This is a genomic window from uncultured Roseobacter sp. (assembly GCF_947495275.1).
Lineage (GTDB): Bacteria > Pseudomonadota > Alphaproteobacteria > Rhodobacterales > Rhodobacteraceae > Roseobacter.
The window spans coordinates 22,482-42,547 of record NZ_CANLYL010000005.1; the positions used below are offsets into that span (position 1 = coordinate 22,482).

Sequence of the window (20,066 nt, forward strand, 5' to 3'; positions counted from 1 at the left end):
AGAGGGTATCACAAGCACAAAGCGAGTATCCTCTTGTTGCGATTCATCCTGTCCTTTTTTGGCGGCATCTTTACGACGATCACCATGGCCATCGGGATGGTCGCGCTCACCGTGGGCGCGATCTTCTGGATGTATGGCCGGGATTTGCCCAGTCACGAATCGTTGGCGCAATATTCGCCCCCCACGATCAGCAGAATCTATTCCGGTCAGGGGCAGATCATTGATGAATTTGCCAAGGAGCGTCGTCTTTTTGCGCCAGCGGACACGATCCCCGATCTGGTCAAACAGGCGTTCATCTCCGCTGAGGACAAGAACTTCTATACTCATGATGGCTATGATCTGCGCGGCATTGGCGCCGCAGCCGTGGATGCGGTGCGGTCGCGGGGCAAAGACGTGCGCGGGGCCTCCACGATCACTCAGCAGGTCATGAAAAACTTCCTGCTGTCGGGGGACAGGCAGGCAGAACGCAAGATCAAAGAGATCATTCTGGCCGCCCGACTGGAGGAAACGCTGAGCAAAGAGCAAATTCTTGAACTTTACCTCAACGAAATTTTCCTCGGACAGAACTCCTACGGTGTTGCCGCAGCGTCGCAGACCTATTTTAATAAGCCCTTGAGCGATCTTGAGCCGCATGAAGCGGCATTTCTGGCCTCTCTGCCCAAGGCGCCCAGTGATTACCACCCGGTACGCCAGAAGGATCGGCTGGAGGCGCGGCGCAATTTCGTGCTCAAGGAAATGATGGAGAACGGCTATATCGACACCGCGACCTATGAGGTCGAAGTGGCGAGCCCGGTCAGATCCGTCCAGAACGGCGATTTCGACAGTTTCAAAGCCGAGCTACCGCCGCGTGATTACTTTACCGATGAAATCCGTCGCCAGTTGACCGAAGATTTTGGCGAAGGCGAGTTTTTCACTGGCGGTCTGACGGTGCGCGCCACGATTGACCAGGAACTGCAGCCGGTCGCGGCCATGTCCTTGCGGCGGGCGCTGGAAGATTACGACCGGTCGCAGGGCATTTGGCGGGAAGCCCGGATCAAGATTGATCCTGAGCGTTTGCAGGATGAGGAAAGCTGGCGCACAGCGCTGTCCGAGACCAAGATCGCCCGAGATATCGAGCTTGACGGCCCCTGGTATCCGGCAGTGGTTTTATCGCTAGGTGACAACGATGCCCGTATCGGCATCGAAGGCGTGACCGAGGACGAAGACGGCCATTTCATCACGGCCAAAGATGTGGGTTGGGCGCGCAAGAAGCCCATTGAGGGCAAGCTGCGATCCAAAGCGAAGGTTGCAGGGGACTTGCTGGAGGTCGGTGATGTGGTGCATGTGCGCGCCATCACCAAGGACGAGGACGGCACCTTCGTGCGCTGGTCGCTGCGGCAGGTGCCGCGCGTTCAGGGCGGCTTTGTCGCTATGGACGTCAATACCGGCCGTGTTCTGGCGATGCAGGGCGGGTTTTCCTACCAGTCCAGCGTGTTCAATCGCGCAACGCAAGCCAAGCGCCAGCCGGGTTCCAGCTTCAAACCCTTTGTCTATGCCTCGGCGCTGGACAGCGGTTATTCACCGGCCACGATCGTGGTGGACGCGCCGATCGAGATCAACACGCCGCAAGGGCTCTGGCGGCCACGCAATGCGTCCAATGAATTTTACGGCCCCACGCCCCTGCGCACCGGGATCGAACGCTCACGGAACCTGATGACCATTCGTCTGGCGCAAGAGGTCGGCATGGATGTGGTTGCCGATTATGCGGAGCGTTTTGGCGTTTATGACAACATGGGCACGTTTCTCGCCAACGCGCTTGGCTCGGAAGAAACCACGCTTTACCGGATGGTGGCGGCCTATGCGATGTTTGCCAATGGCGGGGAGCGTGTGCAGCCCACACTTGTTGACCGGGTTCAGGACCGCTACGGCAAGACGATCTACCGACATGACGACCGGCTATGCTATGACTGCGAATTGGCAAGTCTCGATGCGGGCATTCCGCCCAATATCATCTCCAATCGCGAACAGGTGATGGACCCGGTGACGGCCTATCAGTTGACCTCGATGATGCGCGGTGTGGTGGAACGCGGCACCGCAAGCCGGACCGTCAACCTGCCGGTACCGACAGCGGGCAAGACAGGCACCACCAATGAGGCCAAGGATGTCTGGTTCGTGGGCTTCACCAGCAATATCGTTGCAGGCTGTTACATTGGTTATGACCAGCCCCGCGGTCTCGGGCGCGGCGCGTCAGGGGGCGGCATGTGCGGCCCGGTGTTCCAGCGCTTCATGGAGGAGGCCACACAGAAATATGGTGGTGGCCCGTTCGAAGTGCCGCCCGGGGGGCATTTCATCAAGATCGACCGCTATACTGGTGCGCGTCTGCCCGATGACGCCAGCGGTGAGACCGTTGTGGCAGAATATTTCCGGGATGGCGAACAGCCGATCTTCGGACTGCTCTATGATGGCGGATTTGCCATGGGGGCAGATCTGCCGCTGTTCAAAGAGGTGGGCAGTGGCCAGACAACCCAAGTGACCACGTCTACCGGTGAAAAGACAACCGTGGGTCCAAAGGCGAATTTCGGCACCTTGAGCTCGGGGGGGCTTTATTAGCGCAGCGGACCCATTGCCTCCCTTGCCGCTGGCTGGGCGCTGGTCTATCACGGCCTTCAGACGTAACGCCCGAGGCACATTCCATGCGTGCAGACGCTCAAAACACCGCTGATCAGATCGAAAAATCCCTGGAACTTCTGGGGCAGCGGCTGGACGTCGAAACCGCGCCGTTTCGACTTGAGGAATTCAATGCGCGGGTGGAGGATCCGAACCTCTGGGACAACCCGGACGCCGCGCAAAAGCTGATGCGCGACCGTCAGAACCTCGTTGATGCGATGGCGACCTACGACAGTATCAAGCAGGACCTCACCGACAATATCGAGCTTATCGAGCTGGGTGAGATGGAAGAAGATGCGGAGGTCATCGCCGACGCTGAGGCGGCATTGAAAGCTCTGGCCGAAAAAGCGGCGCAAAAAGAGCTTGAAGCGCTGCTTGATGGCGAAGCGGATGGCAATGACACCTTTCTGGAGGTCAATGCAGGGGCCGGGGGCACGGAAAGCTGCGACTGGGCCTCGATGCTGGCGCGCATGTACGTCCGTTGGGCGGAAAAGAAGGGCTACAAGGTTGAGTTGCAATCCGAGAGCGCCGGAGAAGAGGCGGGGATCAAATCGGCAACCTACAAGATCAGCGGGCAAAACGCCTACGGCTGGTTGAAATCAGAATCCGGTGTGCACCGTCTGGTGCGGATCTCCCCCTTTGATTCCGCCGCCAAACGCCACACGTCTTTCACGTCCGTTTGGGTCTACCCGGTGGTGGATGACAATATCGACATAGACGTGAATCCGTCAGATATTCGAATTGATACCTATCGGTCCTCCGGGGCGGGTGGGCAGCACGTCAACACCACGGATTCTGCTGTGCGCATCACGCACCATCCGACCGGTATTGTCGTGACCAGCTCGGAAAAATCGCAGCACCAGAACCGTGACATCGCCATGAAAGCGCTGAAGTCACGCCTTTACCAGCTGGAACTCGACCGCCGCAACGCGGCAATCAACGAAGCGCATGAAAACAAGGGCGATGCGGGATGGGGCAATCAGATTCGCTCGTATGTTCTGCAGCCCTATCAGATGGTCAAAGATCTGCGAACGAACTATGAAACCTCCGATACCAAGGGCGTCCTGGATGGCGATCTTGATGGGTTGATGGCCGCGACTCTCGCGCTTGACGTCTCTGGCAAAAGCCGCGCCGAAGCGCAGGGCGGGTAGGCGCTGATCCGGAGTTGACTTCCGTTTTATGGCGTTCATTCTCCGCATAAGGGGTTGCCATGAAACTGTCGAATTCCACTGCCTTGGACATATCCACTGCCTTGTCTGAACGACAACTCAGCGCCGTTGAGCTAATGCAGGCGACGTTGCAACGCATTGATGCGGTCAATGGTGCCGTGAATGCGATTGTCTCCTTGAGGGAGCGGGACACGCTGCTCGCAGAGGCCGCCCAAGCCGACAATCAACCGCGCAAGGGCTGGCTGCATGGCATCCCGATTGCCATTAAGGATCTGGCAAATGCCGCCGGGTTGCCCACCTCGCATGGTTCACCCATTTTTGCCGGCCAAATCGCTGCCGAAGATGATCTGCTAGTTGCGCGCATCCGGGCCGCCGGGGCCATTATCATCGGCAAGACCAATACACCGGAATTTGGTTTGGGCAGCCATACATTCAACCCCGTTCATGGGCCAACACGAAACCCCTATGATACGACCCGGTCAGCGGGAGGATCATCCGGTGGTGCAGCGGTCGCTCTGGCCACGGGCATGCTGAGCATCGCCGACGGGTCTGACATGATGGGCTCCCTGCGCAATCCTGCCGGCTGGAACAACGTGTACGGCATGCGCCCGACCTGGGGCGTTGTGCCCGGTCATCCCGCAGGCGAAGGGTTCTTTGAACAATTTGCAACCGAAGGGCCGATGGCGCGCACCCCGCGTGATCTGGCCGCACTATTGGATACCATGGCGGGGCCCGAGACGTCGGTCCCTCTGGCACGGCCTGTCGATCCTGCGTTGCCGGGTATCGCGACGCTGCCCTTCGTTCCGCGAATCGGTTGGCTGCGAGATTGGGACGGTGCGCTGCCAATGGCGTCCGGGGTTCTGGAACTGTGCGAGAAGGGGCTGGCTGAAATGCAGGCCCTGGGATGGGCGGTTGAGATTGCTTCAGCACCGTTTTCCGCCGATGCGATGTGGCGCAGTTGGGTCGATCTGCGATCCTATTCCATCGCCATGAGGCGCCGTTCAGAATACGAAGACCCTGACAAATGCCCGTTGCTCAAACCGGCGATGATCTGGGAAATCGAACGTGGCAGGAAGCTGTCGGGGCGTGGTCTCTATGACGCGTTGGAGATCAGAAGCGATTGGTACCGCGCCGCGGCAGCTCTTTTCAGCAATATCGATGTTCTGGCTTTGCCCTCCGCCCAGCTCTGGCCCTTTGACGGGAAGCTCGAACATCCCAAGGAGATTTCCGCTGTGGCGATGGATACATATCATCGGTGGATGCAAGTGGTCGTGCCTGCAAGCCTGATTGGTCTGCCCGTGGTGAACGTGCCGCTGGGTTTCAGCGACGCCGGGCTGCCGATGGGTCTGCAATTGATCGGGAAACCCGGCAGCGATGCTTACTTGTTGCAAGTTGCACAAAAGTGGCATGAAGCGACGCAATGGCCGCAAGAAGCACCGGCTTTGGTGTAGTTTGATCGTGTAAACGGAAGGGGGAGCACCATGACGACGTCTGCAACTGGGGAAATTGTAATGGGCGCACCAGAACTGCGCGCTGCGGAATTCGCTGATTTGCGTCAGGCCCTTGTGCGCGGGGCCGCTGATTTCAAGGCAAGGCCGTTCTACGGGCTGACTTTTGCGCTGTTCTACGTGCTGGCGGGTTGGTTCATGGCCGGCGTTACCTTTGTCACCGGGCATAGTTTCTGGCTGATCCTTGCCGCCATTGGCTTCCCCCTTCTCGGACCTTTTGCTGCGGTTGGTCTCTACGAGGTTTCCCGCAGGCTTGACGCCAATCTGGATATATCGGCTGGTGACGTGTTCGGGGTGATCTGGCACCAGAGGCTGCGGCAACTGCCATCGCTTTGCACGATGATGGTGGTCATCTTCCTTTTCTGGTTTTTCCTGGGCCACATGATATTTGCCTTGTTCCTTGGTCTGTCGACAATGACCAATATATCAAGCTCCTATGAGGTGTTCCTCACCTTGAATGGCGTGACGATGCTGGCCTTTGGCACGCTTGTGGGCGGCGCATTTGCCATGTTGATCTACGGCATGTCCGTCATTGGGCTGCCGATGCTGCTGGACCGAGAGGTTGATTTCATCACGGCGATGATCACCAGCATTGGCGCAGTTCGTAAATCACCCGTCGTCTTGTTGACCTGGGCCCTGATCATCGCGGCACTGAGTTTTGCTGCATTATTGCCCGTTTTTTTGGGTTTATTGATTGTTCTGCCGTGGTTGGGTCATGCGTCCTGGCATCTTTACAAGCTTCTGTTGAGTGATACCTAATCCGGCGTTTCCCGATTTAATTCAACAAGCTGCTCGCGCAACGTAAGTGCCGAAGATGCCCCCGCTTCTAACGCAAAGACATAAGCTTGTGTCAGGTAAAAACCCTTGGCGTCGATGTCTGCGGCAAGGGCGGCAGCTTCGGAGTAAAGAGCGATCAATGCCTGCCGGTCATCTGCGGCATGTGCCGCGAGCAGGCGGTCGTCGAGTGTGTTCATTCAGCCGCTTGCGCGGTCGCGCGCCGGGCGTTCAGCCGTTCAGCGACCCAATCATGGAACAGATGGGTCGGCCCGTCCATCGCCGGAGAAAAGCGCCCGCCATCAAATGAGACCGCGTGGCGACCACGTTGCATGCCTTCGACCACAAAGATGTCCTCGACGAAGACCTCTTTCCACTGGGTCGCATTTAGTTGGCGCAGGGTGTCATCGGTATCCGCCACCGGATAGAACAGATGTACGTGTTCGCGGGTCTTTTCGGGTCCGAGCGGCTCCAGAATGATGGCGAACGCATGATCGCGGTGCACGCCCAAGAGCACGTTGGGGAAGGCGGTGATATACTCTGCGGCAGTATCCCACTTGTCGCAAAGCCCGTCGAAATCCGGGAAGACCTGACCTTTGGGGCCGGTGATCTGGCGATAGACAAGCGTACCCTGGCCTGAAAACAACCCTTTTTCTTCAATGTGATAATGATCTTCAAGACGGGAGTAGCTGTTAAGGCCGGGATGCACCCAGGGCAAATGGTAGCTCTCGCAATAGTTTTCGACCGCGAGTTTCCAGTTGCACGCTACGTCCAGCGTGAACGTACTGTCGCCGCCGCCATGGAACAGCGGTTTGTCAAATTCCGCCCAACGTTCCAGCAGTTTGGCATTGGCATCTTCGAACCTGGGCGCATCGCCTGACACATTGATCCAGACAACGCCCATCCAGATATGACTGCGGACCTCGACTAACCCCAGCAATGCGCGGTCAATACCATCATGTTTGTTCTGGCCTGGCCCCCCCACATGCGGCGTGCTGACAAGCTTGCCATCCGTCGCGTAACACCAGCTGTGGTAGGGGCAGCGTATGGCGCCTTCGATCTTGCGTGGCTGATCCACAAGGATCATCCCACGATGTCGGCAAATATTCTGGAAGACGCGCACGGTGTTTTGACGGTCCCGGATCAGCAACAGGGGCATGCCGAGAAAACTCAGGGGGATGGCGTCACCGATCTCCGCAACATCCGCAGTCACTGCAAGCCCGGCCCAGCCATCAAAGAGCAATGCGTGTTTTTCTTCTTCAAAGACGGCAGGATCGGTGTAATGCGCGTTCGGCAGGCCGCGTGCCTCTGTGATCGGGCGACGGACATTTGACAGATCTGTAGGTGCGCTGACCATGGCAACTCTCCTGCGGTGCTATGCACAAATCATAAGAGGAGCGGGCAAAGCTGCATTTCTCAAAGCGACCCGAGTTTGCTTGGGGCGACACGGCATCAATTGTTGTGCGTTCAGCGAAAAGGATCGTTTGGTTGCAACAATCTTTGATGGAATGGCATCAGATCGGCGAATTCACAGAACCCCGCCTGACGTGCAAAGGGTAGAACCTTTGAAATTGCTGGCCCGAGAAATTCGTAAACCATTCTGGTCATGCGTGTACTGGATGAGGTTTCCCTGACCGTCCGGGCAACGTACCCGACCCAGAAATTGTTCTGAAACGATGTCACGCGGCTGAGATAGTTAAAAGACGCGGTCATGCCGTTGCGCCGGGCGACAGTTGCTGCCACGCCATCTTCGATCCGCATGACGAAACCGCGGTATTCGCGCGCGGGACCGCCGGTTGGAATTCCTTGCATGGCCATAGCGGTTTTCGGCTCGAAGCCCCGCAAATAGGTATTTTCGCCCTCGCGTTTGATCATTACGACACCGCGGACAAACTGGTCATCCCGCACGAAGCTGCGACGTGCGAACTGGTAGAAACCGCTGGGTAGATTTTCTTCCGGGACTGTTTGTATTGCGGTGCCCATGAAATCACGAAGATAGGCACTCGATATGGGTCCTGATTCGCGACTGACCTGTCCCACGGGTTCCAGCAGTATCCGGGCGTCGACGCCGAAAAAGTCACATATGCGGGCAAGCACGTCGGGGCGCGGGAAGCTTTCGCCGCTCAAATAACGATTGAACTGAGTGCGATTGATCCGCAGGTCCCGTGACAGCGCGGAAATTGAGGGGTGATCGGCAGCTAGCGTACGCAGGTTCGATCCAAACATATTGCGCAGCTGCGCAGGTGTTCTTGCGGAGAAAGGCATGTTGATCCTCGTGCCTAGTCGCTGCCATACAGCATTACGTGCTATGCTGCTTTTGCGCCAATGGTTTAACCTTCAATCACCTATTTGATGCTAAATAGCGTCAACTGTAGATCGTATTTGTGTCAACATTAGAGGAGGGCGACACAAATTCCAAGCGTACGGTGCTGATTTTATCATGTGCCGTTCTGTTAACTTCTTGGTACCTTCAGGTTGCAGGCTAAAGATTGGATTGAACTATGATTGGCGTTGTTCTTTGGAGCGACGCATCGGATCGCAAAGCGGTCATTTGGTGCGAAGATCAAGGTGATTTGGCGTTTTTGAACTCGGCGGGGGAGACACTGCACTCGGGGGCGTTTTTTGACGCTGGAGATGTGGTTCAGTTTGACATGGAAGTGCGCGCTTCGATGCGCCGGGCCCATAACCCGAGGCTGGTTCTGGAGCGTGCAGGCGCGGAATTGCCAGACGCACTGCTTCGGGGGGCGAGCGAGGAAAGCGCGCATCCACAGACCGCACAGATCATCCAGTTTTGCCCTCGGGAAAGAAGCGGCGGCCCCGAATTCCCGAGAGTTCACGAAGCGTAACGGTTATTCGCCGCGTGACAACGCCGCGACTCCCGTACGCGCGACATCTGTCAGACCAAGCGGTCGCATCAGTTCGGCAAAGGCGTCGATCTTGTCAGGCGCACCGGTAATTTCAAAAATGAAACTTTCCAGCGTACTGTCGACCACACTGGCGCGAAAGATATCTGCAAGCCTCAAGGCTTCGACCCGCTTTTCGCCTGTGCCAGAGACCTTGAACATGGCCAATTCCCGCTCGACGCTTGCACCTTCAACAGTCAGGTCGTGCACATCGTGAACGGAGACGATCCGGCCAAGCTGCGCCTTGATCTGCTCAATGACCTGAGGTGTGCCGGATGTCACGATGGTGATGCGGCTGAGATGTCCGGTGTGATCCACTTCCGCGACGGTCAGGCTGTCGATGTTGTACCCGCGCCCGGAAAAGAGCCCGATGACACGGGCCAGAACGCCCGGCTCATTCTCGACCAGTACCGCCAAGGTATGGCGTTCCACCACATCCGAAAAAGTGGGCCGCAGATTATATGCGGAATGGCTGGTGGCGCCTTTTTTGATTTTTAGGGGGGACATCTCACCGCTCCTGAAGTGAAGGTTGGTTTTCTACTGATAAACACCGAAAAGTTCGCATTCGAAATAGCCTTTTCTTTCAAGGAAATACGCAACAGATATGTTTTCTGCTTGATATTCCCTTACGTTGTTTTCGCATTGGACAATCGCATCCTTTACGGCATCTTGAATATTGTCGTAATTGAAAGAAGTCCCAACCCGGCCTGAGACGTTGGTGGAAATAGCTATAAAGTTGCCTGACTGAGTTTTCTCGACTGCATCTTTCACGATGCCCGTGACGGCTTGAGGCAGAGAATGGCGATTGGCAACCTCTTCAGGGACCAGCGTTGCGTATAGAACACATCTCTTGCCATGCATTCCGTCGCAAAACGCACTGGTTGTTTTTTTTGCATCGTCTTCGGAGATCATTCCAAAATTGGAGGTCCAGCCGCTGCCTCCCGGCGTCACATAAAATGCGGCAAAACCATCATCCAGTCTAGAACGAAACTCTTCAAATCCCTTTCTTTGAGGCGCGGCCAGTTTTTTGTTGGAGTGAACGACGAGCTTTGATCGACCGACAATGTTAAGTTGCGACTTATCAAAAATCTCGTTTGGCACCTCTGTAGAAAATGTAGCGATGTCATTCACAGAGCTTTCATTACACCCAACGGCGGCGGACATTAGAAGCAAGAGCCCTATTCTAGCACACATCACACCAACACACTCCCCTTGCTGTCGATCACACCCTGAGTGCTGGCTTCGCCCAGCAGCATTTCGTTGTGTGCTTTACCCGACGGGATCATCGGGAAGCAGTTTTCGTGTTTCTCGACTAGACAGTCGAAGATGACCGGGCCGTCGTGGGTGATCATCTCCATGATTGCGTCATCGAGATCGTCCGGGTCGGAACACAAAATCCCCTTGGCCCCAAAGGCATCCGCCAGTTTCACGAAATCGGGCAGGGCTTCGGACCAGCTTTGTGAATAGCGCTCGCCATGCAGCAGTTCCTGCCACTGACGCACCATGCCGAGACGTTCGTTGTTGAGGATGAACTGTTTCACGGGAAGCCGATATTGAACGGCCGTGCCCATCTCCTGCATGTTCATCAGCCAGCTGGCCTCACCCGCCACATTGATGACCAAGGCGTCGGGATGCGCCATCTGCACGCCGATCGAGGCCGGAAAACCATAACCCATTGTGCCCAGGCCCCCGGAGGTCATCCAGCGATTGGGGTCTTCAAACCCGAGATATTGCGCGGCCCACATCTGGTGCTGACCCACTTCGGTACAGATGTAGCGGTCGTATTTCTTGGTCAATTCTTCAAGGCGCACCAATGCGTGCTGCGGCTTGATGATCTTGCCCTTCTGCGTGAACTTCAGGCAATCGACCTTTTTCCATTCCTCGATCTGCGCCCACCATTTGGTCAGCGCTTCGGAATTGGTCTGGCGCCCGCGTGATTTCCAGACTTTGAGAATGTCTTCAAGCACATGGCCAACGTCGCCCACAATCGGGATGTCCGTCTTGATGACCTTGTTGATCGAGGAGGGGTCAATGTCGATATGCGCCTTGGTCGATTTCGGGCTGAAGGCGTCGATGCGCCCGGTGATCCGGTCATCAAACCGCGCGCCGATGTTGATCAGCAGGTCGCAATCATGCATCGCCATATTTGCCTGATAAAGCCCGTGCATGCCCAGCATGCCCAGCCAGTTTTCACCCGACGCAGGATAACAGCCCAGCCCCATCAGCGTGGAGGTGATCGGAAATCCGGTGGATTTAACAAGCTCGCGCAGCAACTGGCTGGCCGCCGGGCCGGAATTGATGACACCGCCGCCCGTATAGAAAACCGGTTTCTTGGCCTTTTCGATCGCGGCAACAAGTTCGGTGATCTCCTCCATGTCGCCTTTGACCTTCGGCTGGTAATGCGACACGGAAGGTTTCGGCGGCGTATAGGTGCCGGTGGCAAACTGAACGTCCTTGGGAATGTCGACCAGCACCGGACCGGGACGGCCATGCGTGGCGACATGGAACGCCTCGTGCAGAACGCCGGAAAGCGCGTCGGTTTCTTTCACCAACCAATTGTGTTTCGTGCAAGGCCGGGTAATGCCGACCGTATCTGCCTCCTGAAAGGCATCCGAGCCGATCATGAAGGTCGGCACCTGACCGGTCAGAACGATAATCGGGATCGAATCCATCAACGCGTCCGTCAGGCCGGTAACCGCATTTGTCGCGCCTGGGCCGGATGTAACGAGAACGACGCCGGGTTTGCCGGTTGCACGGGCGTAACCTTCGGCGGCATGCACAGCACCCTGTTCATGACGCACCAGAATATGCCGGATGGCATTCTGTTGAAAAACCTCGTCGTAAATCGGTAGTACGGCGCCACCGGGGTAGCCAAAGACGGTGTCCACACCCTGATCAATCAAGGCTTGGACAATCATTTTTGCACCGGACATTTGCCGTGTCATATCGTTTTACTCCGTATCGGCCGTGTGTTGGCCTGTTCCAACGTTAGCGCATAAAAAAGCCCCCGTTCTTGGCGGGGGCGCATGGGTCAGACTATGGTCTACCGTTACCGGCCCATGCGCGTATTTCCTACGATGACGACTAGAGATGTCATTGCCGTGAGGCTCCTTGATGCTGGCGGGACATTATGACTGTGACTCTGGGGCGTCAAGCACCAAAGACGCAAAATTTATGTCGCTGAATGAAGTTTTTTGGTTCTTTCATTGCGCGACGTGGGTGATTTGCGACATTTTGCGAAACCGCGTGATGATTTCTATGCCGATTCCGGGTTTAATGGGCGTCGAGTTTCTCAATATCTTCGCGGGCAGACAGCGTGAGTTGCTGAACTTCTTCGGCAAGGACCTTGAATTCCTGCGCGATGATGGCCAATCCCTTGCCGGCCTCTCCGGCTCTGGAGGCCTCTACAGAGGCATTGATGGACATGGCGCGAACGTATCTGCCAATGCGCTCCAGTCTGTTGAGACTTTGGTCCAGCCGTGCGGCCGACTGCATTGCGCGTTCCAACTGTTCAGCGCGGCCGCTTTCAATGCCCGTCCAGAAACCCTCGACCAGCGCGCTCACGGCTTCAAAAAATTCCTTTTGGCCAAAGGCAATATAATCAAGAAGTTGTTTTTCCGGGATGCCGGTTTCCGTCGCGCTATCCTCAACCAGTTTTTCGGTGAGGTCAGCCATGCGGGTGATCACCTTCATTTCTGTTTTGTGATTCACGGAGATGGCAGCAAGCCAGACGCTCAACACATCCGGTAGGGTTTCAAATACGGCGACCCCTTCGACAACGCGCAGCGTATGACGGATGGTGCGTGCATGGGCCGCGAGTTCTTTCCCAAGAGCGTCACGTTCCTCCGCCGTCTTTTCGCCCGACAGCAGACTGACCGTCAAAGCCACACGCACAACCCGCGCCCGCAGTGTCGCCACGCGGTCAATCGCGTCACGATAGGGCAGGGTGTCGAGCAGTGCTGCGTCTGGCACCGCGATTTGGCTTTGAACATTCATGCAAATGTCTTAGGGCGCGGTATTTAAGAAACCTTCAACAGCGCAGGCCCCGATGCTGAAACTGCGCCCCACAGCTCAATTCTTTTGATGCCTGGAAACACGCGCCGCCACAGCTGTTCACGTTTCAGAAGCTGACGCCGGTACCTTGTAAAACCCCATGCTCTAAGGCGTATCGCGTCAGGCCCGCCGTGCTTGAAATTCCGAGTTTGCGTTTGATGTTCTTGCGGTGGGTTTCGACCGTCCTGACGGATATATCCAGGGCCATTGCCACCTCCTTGTTGGATTTTCCCTGGGCCAGTTGCAGCAGGATGGTTTGTTCGCGCCCGGTCAGCGCCTCGCGTGCGTCCCCGTCCTTGGGCTCCAGCGATCCCTTCGCCCCGGTGCAAAGATACCGTTGACCGGCCATCACGGCGTCAATTGCGTGTTTGATTTCATCTGTCGGGACGTCCTTGAGCACGTATCCCATCGCGCCATGGCTGAGGGCGGACGAAATGTATTCAGGGCTATCGTGCATCGACAGCACCAGAATGCGGGTGCTTGGGCGTTTTTCCAGCAGGATCTCGGTGGCGGTAAGCCCGCCCATCTCCGGCATGTTGAGATCCATCAGGATGACATCGGGGTTGAACGCCTCGACCCGGTCGATGGCCTCGCGGGCAGTGTTACAGGTCCCGACGACAGAGATATCGTCATAGCTTTCAAGGATGGATTGAATACCCTCCGCAACCATCGGGTGGTCATCCACGATCAGTACTCTGATGGGTTTTGGGGTCATGCTGGCACCTTCTGCGTAGAGGCCTTTTCGGATTCAGGGGACAGGAGATGGGACAAGGGGACGCTGACTTCAATGATCGTGCCAGTCCCTGCTCTGGGAGAATCGACGCGAAACTCACCCTCGAGCTGCTCAACGCGTTCCTGCATGTTGCGCAGGCCCAATCCCATCATCGGCCCGGAATGGCTATCCGGCAACCCCCGGCCATTGTCTTCTATGCGCAAGGTGGCCCCTTTTTTATGCCCGCGCAGATCGATTTTGACATGGCTCGCATTGGCGTGCCTCTCGATATTGGTCAGCGCTTCCTGCGCAATTCTGTAAAGCGCGATCTTGGCCTCGCCATCCAGGCGGTTGCGAAACACGACGGTCTGGAAATCGGTGGTCATGCCGGTACGCAGGCGAAAATCCTCTGTCAGCGCTTTCAGGGCAGGGCCGAGGCCAAGGTCGTCCAGAACCCCGGGGCGCAGGTCGCGGCTGATCCTGCGGACTTCCGAGATTGCCTCGCCCAGCGTTTCGATGCCCTTGCCAAGCGGATCGGCGGCGGTGGGGTCTTGCCGATCAAGTTTGCGGCGGGCCGTATCAAGTGCGTAACGCACACCGACCAGCAATTGACTGATCCCGTCGTGAAGTTCGCGGGCCACGCGGCCGCGTTCCTCTTCCTGGGCGTCGAGGACCCGCTGCGTCAGTTTCTTGAGTTTGGCATCCGCAAGACGTCTTTCACGGATGTTCAGCGCCATTCCGGTTGTGAAAACGATCAGGAGGGCGGCAAAAGTGATGAGCCCGATATAGAGGAACGTTTGCTGTACGCGGGCTTCGACATCGGCACGGGCAGATGCGACCGTGGCCAACACGTCGTCAATAAAAACCCCGGTCCCGACCGCCCATCGCCAACTGGGAAAGCTGGTCACATAGGTGATCATCCGCGCCTCTTCCCCGGTCGAGGGCTTGGGCCAGAGATAGCTGTGATATCCGGCCCCTGATCGGGCAATGCGGATAATCTCGTCGACAATTGGCGTTCCTTCGCTATCCTTGAGGCCCGTCCAATTCTGGTTGATCCGATCTGTCTGACGCGGGCTGACAAGGTTGGTGCCGTCATAATCATAGACAAAGAAGAACCCTTCGGAGCCGTAGATCATCGCCGACAGAATCTGGGCAACCTGATCGCGCGCTTCCTGATCATCCGGTGCCGCATTGCCATAGATAAAGTAGAACCCGTTGCGCGCCTGGGTCACGTAGTTGCGCAACTCGGCCTTCTTGGCTTCGATCAATTGCGTCTCAAGCGCCTTGATCTCCCGCTCAGCCAGAGCGCGCGATTGAATGGCCACCAGAACCGCAATGGCGGCAACCGCCGCGACAAGCGGCACGGTCGCCACCAGCGACAGTTTCTGGGCATAGCTGGGCCGGAACAAAGCGCCAAGTCGTCTCATGGCACACTGGTTACGTCGAAATTGAGTCGAATCAAAGCGATCGGATTGCCGATTTCGCATCAAAATCACCGGTCAAGCTTGGGAACCAGCTCAAAACTGGCCAAAAAAAATGACCAAAGTGGTCATTTCACCGCCGATCTACGCAGTAGTAGGTATTTTAATTGGCGACGGCCTCGCTAGTGTGGCGACACTCGAAACGACCTGCGCGCGAGATCGGCTGCGTGGGCGTCATAATTGGGAGGAGTATCTAAATGGATCGTCGTTCATTTCTGAAGACATCTGCACTTGGCGGCACCGCTGCCGCAGCCGGCACTCTGGCCGCACCCGCTTACGCTCAAGGTAACCGCTCGCTGACCATGGTTACATCCTGGCCCCGTGGTTTCGCGGTGCTGGACGACGCCGCCACCTATTTCGAAAACATGGTTGGTGCCATGTCAGACGGAACGCTGACCATCGACAAGAAAGCCCCCGGTGAACTGGTTGGCGCATTCGAGGTGTTCGATGCGGTCTCTTCCGGTCAGGCGGATATGTACCACTCGGCGGATTACTATTTCATCGGCCAACACCCGGGGTATGCCTACTTCACCGCCGTGCCCTTCGGCGGCACAGCGCAGGAACTGACAAATTGGTATCACCACGGTGGCGGACATGATCTGCACAGCGAACTGGGCGAAATCTTCAACCTGAAATCCTTCCTGGCAGGCAACTCCGGATCACAATCCGGTGGCTGGTTCCGCAACGAGATCAACTCGGCGGGCGATTTCAACGGTCTGAAGTTCCGTATGCCCGGTCTGGGCGGCAAGGTGCTGGGCAAGCTGGGCGCCTCCGTGCAGAACATCCCCGGGGGCGAGCTTTATCAGGCGCTGTCTTCCGGTGCTCTGGACGGCCTGGAATGGGTTGGTCCCTTCGCGGACGAACGCGCTGGCTTCCAGGAAGTTGCGAAGGTTTACTACACTGCCGGTTTCCACGAGCCGGGTTCCGGTCTTGCCTGTGGCGTCAACCTCGATGTCTACAATGACCTCAGCCCCGCGCATCAGGCGATCATCGCCAATGCGGCGATGGCAACGACGCACATCCAGCTGGCCGAAACACTGGCCAACAATGGCGCGGCCCTTGCGCGTCTTCAGGCGCAGGGCGTGAAAACGCTGCAATTCCCCGATGATGTCTGGGATGCCTTTGGTGCTGCGTCCAAGGAAGTCATGGACGAGAACATGAACGACGAGCTCTTTGCGAAAATCCGCACAAGCTTCGAGGAATCAGTGGCCACAAGCTCTGACTGGCTATTGAAGTCCGATGGCTTCTATGTCGAGCAGCGTAACCGCGTTCTGGCAAACGGCTGATACCGGCCAATCACCGGCGAGGGGCCATTGGTTGTGGCCCCTCGTTGACCTAAGATCCGATCAAACCAGGATCACGCGACACCTTGAGCCGCATATGCGCGGGCATCAAGGGAGGGGGAACTATGGAAAATGAAGTAGACGCAGCAGGCGGGTCGCTCTCTGTCATCTTTGACGGTGTGTTGTGGTTTTTCACCAACATCGGCCTCGCCGTTTACAACTTTTTCTATGCGATCTCTCATCCGTCGCTCTGGCTGGACTGGACCGACAAACAGGCGATCATGCGGTTTGTCTACTACGGCGGATCGGTCGAGTTTTTCTTTGTTGTCCTGACCGCTTTCCTGATCATGTTCGCCATCGGTTTGTGGCGCAATGACATCATGTGGGGCTATGTCCGGGTGCTGGAAGGGTTCGCCAATACAGTCGGACGCTTCTTTGCCTGGGCGGGGCTGTTGATGGTCCTGCAACAGATTATCATCGTTTTCATGCAGCGGATTTTCACACGGCCGGATATCTCCGTCGGCTTCGGTATCCCATTGCAGTTTGACATCAGCTGGTTCGCTGAAGAGCTGAAACTTTACAACGCCTTGGTCGTTTGTCTTTGCATGGCCTACACCTTTGTGCAGGGCGGGCACGTGCGGGTCGATCTGGTTTATTCGGCGGTCAAATTCCGCACCAAGAAGGTCATCGACATGTTTGGTGCCATCTTCTTTATGATGCCGGTCGCCGTCCTGATCTGGATGTATGGCTGGTACTTCATGTGGCGTCATCTGATCGTGCCGAAACCGTCCGCCTCCGACACGCTTGACCGGCTGATCAACAAATCGCGCGCGCTGCGCTGGAACGTTGAAACCATCGGCTTCAGCCCCAATGGGTTCAACGGCTATTTCCTCTTCAAGGTGCTGCTCTGTGCTTTCACCGCCATGCTTTTCCTCCAGGCGATGGCGATGTTCTACCGCTCCTATCTGGAGTGGAAAGAAGGCCCGGAGAGCGAAGGCAAGTACCTCGACCGTGACACCCTGGGTGACGGTGAAGAAGCCTACGAAGGCACACACTAAAAAAGATGCTGCGGCACATTAAGGGACACTGACACATGTTTTTCGGTCTAGACGGCGTCGAAGTTGGCCTCATCATCGTTTTCATCTGCCTGTTCGGAGGTATCCTGTCCGGGTTCCCGGTGGCTTTCGCCATTGCCGGGGCAGGGATCATCTCCTTCGGGATCATCGCCGCGCTGGACAGCGCGGGACTGCTGATCCATCAGGCGATTGACACCAGTTCCCAGGTCTACCGCGATCTGGTCAATTCCGGCGTCAAGGCGGATACGATATCGGTTTTCCGATACCCCGAATTGCCGCGGATTGAAGAGGCCGTTTTCCCGAAAGGCTGGGAGGTTGCGCTGGACCGTAACGTCTCCTTCGTCGTCAACCGGATGAACGAGCGGGTGCTTGCCGGGCAATCCATCGAAACCCTGCTGGCCGTTTTGATGTTCGTCCTGATGGGCATCACGCTGGAGCGTTCCAAGATCGCGAATGACCTGCTGACCACCATGGCGCGCGTCTTTGGCCCGCTGCCCGGCGGTCTGGCCGTTTCCATCGTGGTTGTGGGCGCGTTTCTGGCGGCTTCCACCGGTATCGTTGGCGCGACGGTGGTGACCATGGGGCTCTTGGCGCTGCCCACGATGTTGCGCAATGGGTATTCGCCGGAGCTTTCCACCGGCGTCATCGCTGCTTCCGGCACCCTGGGGCAGATCATCCCGCCCTCCATCGTGATTGTTCTGCTGGGCACCCTTGCGGGAGATCTCTATTCCGCAGCGCAGGAAAAGCGCGCTGTTGTTGCGGGATGTACGGACGCTTTGACCTATCTGGGTCAACCTGCTGTGCTGTCGGTGGGAACCTTGTTCCAGGCGGCCTTGCTGCCGGGCATCATGCTGGCGCTTCTTTATGCGCTCTATGCCTTTGGCTATGCGCTCTTGAACCCTGACAAGGCACCTGCCGTGCCGATGGGTAGCACCAATGCGGAACCGGTGACACGCTCGGAAGCCTTCACGTGGTTCCTGGGCGCGCCTGTTGCGCTGATCGTTGGTGTGGTGCTTCTGGGCAACCTCGGCATTGTCGGTGATCAATCCACCGATGTATCGCGGTATTCGGACATTGGCGAAGGCGCGTCCTTGCGCACCAATGTCGGCCCCGACTGTCAGGCGTCGATGATCGAACTGCATGGGCAGGAGGCCTGGGATGCCGCCGTTGCGCAACAGACGGCAATCAACGATGCGGGCGGTGTTCAGCAATCCGAAAGACTGTCCGAAGAAGCGCTTGCGGAGGCTCGTGCGAATAAAATCGCCAATGCAGCCCCCATTGGCACCGGTGTGGCGATCATCGTTCTGATGCTGTCGCTGTTTCTGACCACGGCGCGCGGCGTATCGCCGTCCAGCCCGGTGCAACCGCTGTTGATCGGGGCCGTCGGCGCTGTAGTGATGATCCTTGCGGATATTCTGCTGATCTCGCCATCGACCTCGCCCGGCGGGCTGGTTGTGATGTTGGCTATACCCTTCGCGGCGCTGATGTATGGGGTCGTTCATGCGACAAAGATATGTGCTCAAAACGAGCTGATCCGCGTGGTTTTCCCGCCGCTGGTTCTTATCGTGGCGGTTCTGGGGTCGATCCTTGGTGGCATTACCAATCCGACGCCGGCTGCGGCCTTGGGTGCCGGTGGTGCGATCATGCTGGCGGCTTACCGGAAACTGAAGGATCAGGACCGGTCGCCCAAACTGATTATCTGGTCAACGCTGGCCATCATCGCCTGTATCCTTGTCGGCATCAATTTCGATCTGCGGATCAACCAGGATGAGGTTGGTTTCCAGAGCTGGTTTGCGTTCTTCGTGGCCTATGTCGCCTATCTCTATGCGCTGTTCGGGCTGCTGTTCTCCTGCTGGATCCTCTACACCTCCGGCGTTCTGAGCCCGGTGGTGCGCGAGACCGCCAAGGTCACCAGCATGGTTTTCACCATTCTGATCGGGTCGCAGCTTCTGAATCTCGTGGTAATCTCCTTTGGCGGAGAGCACTATATTCAGCAGTTCCTGAAATCCTTCGACAATGAGTTCACGGTCTTTCTGATCGTCATGCTGGTCCTGTTCGTTCTGGGCTTTGTGCTGGATTTCCTCGAAATCATCTACATCGTGATCCCGATCGTCGGGCCTGTTATCTATGGCGGTACGTTTGACCCCAAATGGGTAACGATCATGATCGCGGTGAACCTGCAAACCTCCTTCCTGACGCCGCCTTTCGGGTTTGCGCTGTTCTATCTGCGCGGCGTGGCGCCGAAGGAAGTCACCACGGGCCACATTTATCGTGGGATCATCCCGTTTGTGCTCATTCAGGTGGCTGGACTTGCCCTGCTCTGGACCTTCCCAAGCATCGTCACGATCGTGCCTGATCTGATCCCGAATTGATCGTCACGTCAGCGAGATCCAAAGGAGAGGGGGCCACCGGCCCCCTCATGACATTTTTTGATTGGGATGCGGAACTGCACGGGCAGGGA

At 57.0% G+C, this 20,066-nt stretch carries 17 protein-coding genes; 8 read left to right on the top strand and 9 right to left on the bottom strand.

Annotated features, from left to right (window positions below; translation table 11 throughout):
- Positions 1 to 33 precede the first annotated feature (33 nt).
- The 4 genes from Q0802_RS11120 to Q0802_RS11135 all read left to right on the top strand — a co-directional run bounded on the left by Q0802_RS11120 (position 34) and on the right by Q0802_RS11135 (position 6,082).
- Entirely contained in the window at positions 34 to 2,589 is a 2,556-nt protein-coding gene (locus Q0802_RS11120) for a PBP1A family penicillin-binding protein (protein WP_298917913.1), read from the top strand.
- Between the two features lie 83 nt (positions 2,590 to 2,672).
- Positions 2,673 to 3,797 (top strand): peptide chain release factor 2, encoded by a 1,125-nt coding sequence (gene prfB / locus Q0802_RS11125; protein WP_298917916.1) that lies wholly within the window; start codon positions 2,673 to 2,675, stop codon positions 3,795 to 3,797.
- Between the two features lie 59 nt (positions 3,798 to 3,856).
- A complete protein-coding gene (locus Q0802_RS11130) occupies positions 3,857 to 5,266 on the top strand; it encodes an amidase (RefSeq protein WP_298917918.1) in 1,410 nt (469 codons plus the stop codon).
- 30 nt (positions 5,267 to 5,296) lie between these two features.
- Positions 5,297 to 6,082, top strand: a complete 786-nt coding sequence (locus tag Q0802_RS11135; RefSeq protein ID WP_298917920.1) for a DUF2189 domain-containing protein — start codon at positions 5,297 to 5,299, stop codon at positions 6,080 to 6,082.
- Here Q0802_RS11135 and Q0802_RS11140 read toward each other — a convergent pair.
- The 3 genes from Q0802_RS11140 to Q0802_RS11150 form a co-directional block, all read right to left on the bottom strand.
- Positions 6,079 to 6,297, bottom strand: coding sequence for a hypothetical protein (locus tag Q0802_RS11140; protein ID WP_298917922.1), 219 nt, complete (start codon positions 6,295 to 6,297; stop codon positions 6,079 to 6,081). The genes Q0802_RS11135 and Q0802_RS11140 overlap by 4 nt on opposite strands.
- On the bottom strand, positions 6,294 to 7,454 hold the full coding sequence (locus tag Q0802_RS11145) for an aromatic ring-hydroxylating dioxygenase subunit alpha (protein ID WP_298917924.1): 1,161 nt from the start codon (positions 7,452 to 7,454) through the stop codon (positions 6,294 to 6,296). The genes Q0802_RS11140 and Q0802_RS11145 overlap by 4 nt, the downstream gene beginning before the upstream one ends.
- Positions 7,455 to 7,564: 110 nt before the next feature.
- Positions 7,565 to 8,362, bottom strand: a complete 798-nt coding sequence (locus tag Q0802_RS11150) for a helix-turn-helix domain-containing protein (protein WP_298917925.1) — start codon at positions 8,360 to 8,362, stop codon at positions 7,565 to 7,567.
- Between the two features lie 236 nt (positions 8,363 to 8,598).
- On the opposite strand from Q0802_RS11150, the gene Q0802_RS11155 reads away from it, so the two are divergent.
- Positions 8,599 to 8,943 (top strand): hypothetical protein, encoded by a 345-nt coding sequence (locus tag Q0802_RS11155; protein ID WP_298917926.1) that lies wholly within the window; start codon positions 8,599 to 8,601, stop codon positions 8,941 to 8,943.
- 3 nt (positions 8,944 to 8,946) lie between these two features.
- Here Q0802_RS11155 and ilvN read toward each other — a convergent pair whose 3' ends face one another.
- The 6 genes from ilvN to Q0802_RS11185 form a co-directional block, all read right to left on the bottom strand.
- Positions 8,947 to 9,507, bottom strand: coding sequence for an acetolactate synthase small subunit (gene ilvN, locus Q0802_RS11160; protein ID WP_298917928.1), 561 nt, complete (start codon positions 9,505 to 9,507; stop codon positions 8,947 to 8,949).
- Between the two features lie 30 nt (positions 9,508 to 9,537).
- Positions 9,538 to 10,131, bottom strand: a complete 594-nt coding sequence (locus Q0802_RS11165) for a hypothetical protein (RefSeq protein WP_298917930.1) — start codon at positions 10,129 to 10,131, stop codon at positions 9,538 to 9,540.
- 62 nt (positions 10,132 to 10,193) lie between these two features.
- A complete protein-coding gene (locus Q0802_RS11170; protein ID WP_298917932.1) occupies positions 10,194 to 11,945 on the bottom strand; it encodes an acetolactate synthase 3 large subunit in 1,752 nt (583 codons plus the stop codon).
- A gap of 328 nt (positions 11,946 to 12,273) precedes the next feature.
- Positions 12,274 to 12,996 carry a methyl-accepting chemotaxis protein gene (locus Q0802_RS11175; RefSeq protein ID WP_298917934.1) on the bottom strand — a complete coding sequence of 241 codons (723 nt, stop codon included), beginning with the start codon at positions 12,994 to 12,996 and terminating at the stop codon, positions 12,274 to 12,276.
- 124 nt (positions 12,997 to 13,120) lie between these two features.
- Complete coding sequence (locus tag Q0802_RS11180) at positions 13,121 to 13,768, bottom strand: response regulator transcription factor (RefSeq protein ID WP_298917937.1); 648 nt, start codon at positions 13,766 to 13,768, stop codon at positions 13,121 to 13,123.
- Complete coding sequence (locus Q0802_RS11185) at positions 13,765 to 15,192, bottom strand: cache domain-containing protein (RefSeq protein WP_298917939.1); 1,428 nt, start codon at positions 15,190 to 15,192, stop codon at positions 13,765 to 13,767. Before Q0802_RS11185 ends, Q0802_RS11180 begins: the two co-directional genes overlap by 4 nt.
- A gap of 251 nt (positions 15,193 to 15,443) precedes the next feature.
- Here Q0802_RS11185 and Q0802_RS11190 point away from each other — a divergent pair, with 251 nt between their 5' ends.
- The 3 genes from Q0802_RS11190 to Q0802_RS11200 all read left to right on the top strand — a co-directional run bounded on the left by Q0802_RS11190 (position 15,444) and on the right by Q0802_RS11200 (position 19,977).
- Positions 15,444 to 16,532 carry a TRAP transporter substrate-binding protein gene (locus Q0802_RS11190; protein WP_298917941.1) on the top strand — a complete coding sequence of 363 codons (1,089 nt, stop codon included), beginning with the start codon at positions 15,444 to 15,446 and terminating at the stop codon, positions 16,530 to 16,532.
- Between the two features lie 122 nt (positions 16,533 to 16,654).
- Complete coding sequence (locus Q0802_RS11195; RefSeq protein ID WP_298917943.1) at positions 16,655 to 17,587, top strand: TRAP transporter small permease subunit; 933 nt, start codon at positions 16,655 to 16,657, stop codon at positions 17,585 to 17,587.
- Between the two features lie 35 nt (positions 17,588 to 17,622).
- The gene (locus tag Q0802_RS11200; RefSeq protein WP_298917946.1) at positions 17,623 to 19,977 is read left to right on the top strand and encodes a TRAP transporter large permease subunit; all 2,355 of its coding nucleotides are present in this window, start codon (positions 17,623 to 17,625) and stop codon (positions 19,975 to 19,977) included.
- The last annotated feature ends 89 nt before the right edge of the window (positions 19,978 to 20,066 follow it).